Annotated in this window: 6 protein-coding genes and 2 tRNA genes; 3 read left to right on the top strand and 5 right to left on the bottom strand. The window is 55.1% G+C overall.

Annotation, left to right across the window (positions count from 1 at the left end; genetic code table 11):
• Positions 1 to 29: 29 nt before the first annotated feature.
• Positions 30 to 500: a YchJ family protein gene (locus tag IQ273_RS31055; RefSeq protein ID WP_194026946.1), complete on the top strand. Its 471-nt coding sequence runs from the start codon at positions 30 to 32 to the stop codon at positions 498 to 500.
• A 93-nt stretch (positions 501 to 593) separates the two neighbouring features.
• Positions 594 to 1523 carry a 1-acyl-sn-glycerol-3-phosphate acyltransferase gene (locus IQ273_RS31050; RefSeq protein WP_194026945.1) on the top strand — a complete coding sequence of 310 codons (930 nt, stop codon included), beginning with the start codon at positions 594 to 596 and terminating at the stop codon, positions 1521 to 1523.
• Positions 1524 to 1625: 102 nt separating this feature from the next.
• Here IQ273_RS31050 and IQ273_RS31045 read toward each other — a convergent pair.
• The 3 genes from IQ273_RS31045 to IQ273_RS31035 all read right to left on the bottom strand — a co-directional run bounded on the left by IQ273_RS31045 (position 1626) and on the right by IQ273_RS31035 (position 2263).
• Positions 1626 to 1697 (bottom strand) — tRNA-Thr (locus IQ273_RS31045).
• A 13-nt stretch (positions 1698 to 1710) separates the two neighbouring features.
• Positions 1711 to 1792: transfer RNA gene (locus IQ273_RS31040), tRNA-Tyr, on the bottom strand.
• A gap of 90 nt (positions 1793 to 1882) precedes the next feature.
• Entirely contained in the window at positions 1883 to 2263 is a 381-nt protein-coding gene (locus IQ273_RS31035) for a DUF2203 domain-containing protein (protein WP_194026944.1), read from the bottom strand.
• 90 nt (positions 2264 to 2353) lie between these two features.
• Between IQ273_RS31035 and IQ273_RS31030 the strand changes: the two genes are divergently transcribed.
• Entirely contained in the window at positions 2354 to 2677 is a 324-nt protein-coding gene (locus IQ273_RS31030) for a DUF6439 family protein (RefSeq protein WP_228054234.1), read from the top strand.
• A 14-nt stretch (positions 2678 to 2691) separates the two neighbouring features.
• Here the strand turns inward: IQ273_RS31030 and IQ273_RS31025 are convergent, their stop codons facing one another.
• Together IQ273_RS31025 and nblB are read right to left on the bottom strand one after the other, a co-directional pair.
• A complete protein-coding gene (locus tag IQ273_RS31025) occupies positions 2692 to 3141 on the bottom strand; it encodes an ATP-binding protein (RefSeq protein ID WP_194026943.1) in 450 nt (149 codons plus the stop codon).
• Positions 3142 to 3630: 489 nt separating this feature from the next.
• The gene (nblB, locus tag IQ273_RS31020; RefSeq protein WP_194026942.1) at positions 3631 to 4296 is read right to left on the bottom strand and encodes a phycobilisome degradation protein NblB; all 666 of its coding nucleotides are present in this window, start codon (positions 4294 to 4296) and stop codon (positions 3631 to 3633) included.
• Positions 4297 to 4374: the final 78 nt, after the last annotated feature.

The raw sequence follows: 4374 nt of genomic DNA, 5'->3' as shown, positions 1-4374 counted from the left end.
GTGGGTGAGTAGGTGGGTGGGTGAGTGTGATGCTTGCTGCTGATTGTCCTTGTGGGAGCGGAGAGGGATTTGGGAGTTGCTGTCAGCCCTACTTGCTGGGGCGGGAGGTGGCTCCGACGGCGGAGACTCTGATGCGATCGCGTTATACCGCCTATCACCAGGGCAATATTGACTATTTGATCGCTACTCACCACCCGACTCAGCGGTATACAGGCCAGCGGGCGGCCATTGTGCAGAGCGTGGACAGTACTCGCTGGCTGGGCTTGCGGGTACTGGCTACCGAGGCGGGCCAAACGACCGATCGCCAGGGCGTTGTGGAGTTTGTGGCCTACTACGAAGACCCTAGGCCGGGGCAGGTGCATGAGCGATCGCGGTTTGTGCGCCAAAAAGAACGCTGGTTCTACGTTGATGGCGATACCCTGCCGCCGCTGGTGCCCAAACGCAGCGATCCCTGCTGGTGCGGCAGCGGCAAAAAGTACAAAGCCTGCCACGGGCGCTGAGCGAAATTTTAAGAATTACCGCAGACGGTGCTCTTGCCGCGCCCAGGCAACTCATACTCAAAAGAATTTGCTAGGGCACTATCCATTACCGCTATGACAGACCCTACCACTATCCAGCCCGCTGAGGAGGTGGCGCTAACCCCTGAGATACTCGATCGGGTGCGCGAGGGGGTTGCCATTTCCCAAAGGCCGGTTGTGCGTCAGTGCATTGCCGACGACCTGACCGAACTCAGTGCGATCGCGGCGGGCACCGCCGACCAGCGGGTGAGCGGTCGCTTTCGTCGCTGGGTGATGCGCCGCCTGATCAAAAGCTTCTTTCGGGTGCGGATCGAAAACCCCGAGCACATTCCCACTCAGCCCAACGTGCTGACCGCTAACCATCTGAGCCATTTGGATCCATTCCTGTTATTAGCCTTTTGCCCGCCCTATCCCTACTACTACATTTTGGGCGATGCCCGCACGCTGTACAACAAGTGGTGGAAGCGTGGGCTGATTGGCTGGGCCGGGGGTGTCATACCCCTAGAGCGCTGGTGGAAGGAAGAAGTAGCCGTCATGGCCGCCGCTGACAGGGGGCGCGATGACCTGGTTCCCCTGGCGACGGAGATTCGAGACCACGTGCCCAACGGCAGCTCCATTCAGCAGATGCGGCAGATTGACCAGGCAGTGCAGTCGCTGCTCGCTCGGGGCGACGGCATTATGCTATTCCCCGAAGGCCGTCTGGGAGAGCAGGAAGGGCAAATGCACTCGCTCAAGCGAGGTTCGGTGCTCTACGCCATGCGAACGGGGGTGCCCATCTACCCAGTGGCCATTATTGGTACCAAAACCCTCTACCTTCGCAAGCGGCTCACCCTGCGGTTTGGGGCACCCGTACATGTGCCCCACCAGCCAAGGCCCAAGCGTGCTGCGATCGATGCTGCCTTGGCCGATTTAGAGCAAGCATTTCAGGCGTTACTACCCACCAACTATCAGGAGCCCCAAGGACCAAAGCTGTTCAGCTACTGGCTCGACCACCTGTTTTGGTAGCGCTAACCAAACCGTAGTGGGACAAGCTAAAGCCATACCCTTGCACGTTTGATCTATAGCTCCCACAACAGCTCTGCGCTGCCGCCGAGACTATTTTTTGAAAGCCCTTAACGAGATTTGAACTCGTGACCTCTCCCTTACCAAGGGAGTGCTCTACCACTGAGCTATAAGGGCAAATTGTCGTGGATGGGCCGGGCTGGATTCGAACCAGCGTAGGCGTAGCCAGTGGATTTACAGTCCACCCCCATTAACCACTCGGGCACCGACCCGCCCTATCCACGATTTATAATCCTAGCATGGAAGGGGAATTAGTTTTGAGCAATCTAAAAAAAGTTCTGCCTACAAAGTGGTGGACTAGCTTAGCGGGCGTAGGTGAACCAGGCTAAACACCAGCCAATTAAAAGCCCCAGCCCGCCAAACCGCACGGCCTGCCAAAAGGGCTCTTGCAGCTGCTGCCAGCTCACGACTCGGCTAGCTAACTCCAGTTCAAAGTTGTCGGCGGTTTCCTGTAGATGGGCAACCTCCTGGGCCGATCGTTGGACGTCGGTCGTGGGTACATCGGCCTGTAGCTGCTGAAGCTGCACCAGGTTAGCTATCCCAGCCTTAAGCTGGTGCAATCGCACCTCTAGCGCATCTAGCTGCTGCATCAGTTCAGGTAGAGAGCGAGAAGATGCTTCGGGGGTATCGCCGATCGCTCCCCGCTGGCTGTGGTGTCGCTTTCGCCAATAGCCTGGGTTCATTAGTGCAAAATGAATATAGAGAAGAGTTCTGCCTGCGGTGTACCAGGGCAGGGTATCTCTTCTAGTTAACCCCAACTGGTTTCAGTAACTATGGCTTTTTCGTTTGATCCATCACTGACGTCCCGGGCTTCAGTCCAAGCTGCTAAGCCCGCCGCTGAGTTGAGCGACCTGGAACTGGCACAGCTACTAGCCGAGCGACTAGCGATTAAGCCTACTGACTGGCATCGGCTAAACCGCGATCGCCGGGTGCGAGCCAGCGAACAACTGGCGGCAGCGCTGGTGTTTTTGCTCAAACAAAATTCTGAAGAAGCTCTGGTTCGGGTTGAACAGGCCACAGGTTGGCTGAACCACAGCCTGCAAGCGCCCCCTTGCCCCACCCACGGCGAGCGCAAGACTCGCCTAAACAGCGACTAGAAAACCTGTAAGGGTTAGTGAATGAGCGGCAGTCGGCGAGGCTGCCGCACAACCTTACTCAAATGCAGTTCGCGCCCGTCGTTGTACCAATTAACCTGATCAAAGACTTGATAGAGGATATAAAGGCCGCGGCCGCATTCTCCAGGGTGAGCGGTGCAATTGCTGTCTTTAGCCTCGTCGCAACCGCAGGGATAGCTAAAACCACTGCCCTGGTCTACAATTACCCACCACAGGTGAGAGGCCGAAGCGGTGTACTTAACAGAAATGCATTTGGCTGGGTCAAGGTGGTTACCGTGTTTAGCGGCATTGACCAGCGCCTCTTGCAAACCAAGCCGCACCGCAGCGTGCCAGTGAGGGGGAACATCTTTCAGCAAAAGCTCTAATACAGGCTGCAAATACAGCGTTGAGACAAAGCTCAGCGTGTCCCATTTTTGCTGCTGTGCAGGTGGAGAAGTTGCAATCACTCAGGCCATCTCCAATGTCTTGAGTTGAATAATTGTCAGAAAGCCTGACCAGGGGGACAGACATTAACCAATCAAAATCAATCTTTAACGACCAATAAACTATTTTTATTTTTTATGTGTTGCTTAGAGCTATTTTTCATGCTTAGCCCTGAGCATTTCTTGCCTACAGGCACCGGGGCACGGGGATTTGTTTAAGTGAGAACTTAAACGCCGCAAGCACTACGGTCATAGCAATTAAGACTACTATTCCACTATAGCAAACTTTGTCGGAGCCTCGTCAATGGTCATTGAGGTGAGTCAAAGCCACCCTTTTGGTACGTTTTTATCTAGATAAAAACTTTGTTTGGTGCTACCAAGACTCCGAGTAGGTACCGAAAAAGCGATGCCATCCATGCTCGATCTTTACTGCTTTGCAGCAAAATCTGAGAATAAGATTGCGAAACATTAAGTAGGCTGCAAAAGTAATGCTCTTGCTCAAAGAACGTAACGTTATGGGTTGCCCAGGTGCTGCTGGGCCGCACCGGCTACAATATCAGACTCATCGTGGGTAAGCTGCTGCAGCGCGGCCTGGGCCTCGGGCTCTGAAAAGTGGGCTAGAGCCTGCACCAACCGATGGCGCACTTGCCAGTCAGGGCTATTGGTATGGTTGAGCAATAGGGGCAGGGCACGGCGATCGCCCAGTTCGCCTAACGCTCCAATGGCGGCGGTGGCAATTAGCTCATTATCAGAGGTGAGTGCTTCTTGCAGGAGGTCAAAGGCGTTTGGTTCGCCCAGTTCACCCAGGGCCGCCACAATGCTAAATTTCACCAGCCATTCTTCGGTGCTGTGATACAGCGCAGCTAAATCAGGATAGGCACTTTTGAGCTTTAGCCCGCCAATGGTGTCGGCGGCAGCGGCCTGTACGTCTGGTTCTGGGTCACTGGTGAGCGATCGCAGTAGCAGCGGTTCTACCGTAGCTACATCTTGCTGGCCCAGGCTAGAAATTTGGCTGATGGCAGCGTAGCGCACCCGAGCATTGCCATCGTTAGCGGCGAGTTGCACCAGCTCAAAAGCCACTTCTGGAGCTAATTCACGCAGTTGGTTAACAGCCCGCAACCGATCCCCGTAGTCATCGGAGTGGAGCAGTTCTCGAACCGAGTCTGGGGTAATAGCCATTTTGTAGAGGTGAACACAATTCTGCTTGTTCTACTATCGACTATTTTGGGGATCGGCGATAGGGGGGAGGGGTGGGAT

This window comes from Nodosilinea sp. LEGE 07298 (assembly GCF_015207265.1).
In the GTDB taxonomy this organism is placed as follows: Bacteria; Cyanobacteriota; Cyanobacteriia; order Phormidesmidales; family Phormidesmidaceae; genus Nodosilinea.
The sequence above is the reverse complement of the archived record's forward strand: the minus strand, read 5'-3'. Positions and strand labels throughout refer to the sequence as shown.

Bases quoted from the DNA above. Each gene is read 5' to 3' on its own strand.
- IQ273_RS31055 (WP_194026946.1), top strand. From the start codon at position 30: ATGCTTGCTGCTGATTGTCCTTGTGGGAGCGGAGAGGGATTTGGGAGT.
- IQ273_RS31050 (WP_194026945.1), top strand. From the start codon at position 594: ATGACAGACCCTACCACTATCCAGCCCGCTGAGGAGGTGGCGCTAACC.
- IQ273_RS31035 (WP_194026944.1), bottom strand. From the start codon at position 2,263: ATGAACCCAGGCTATTGGCGAAAGCGACACCACAGCCAGCGGGGAGCG.
- IQ273_RS31030 (WP_228054234.1), top strand. From the start codon at position 2,354: ATGGCTTTTTCGTTTGATCCATCACTGACGTCCCGGGCTTCAGTCCAA.
- nblB (WP_194026942.1), bottom strand. From the start codon at position 4,296: ATGGCTATTACCCCAGACTCGGTTCGAGAACTGCTCCACTCCGATGAC.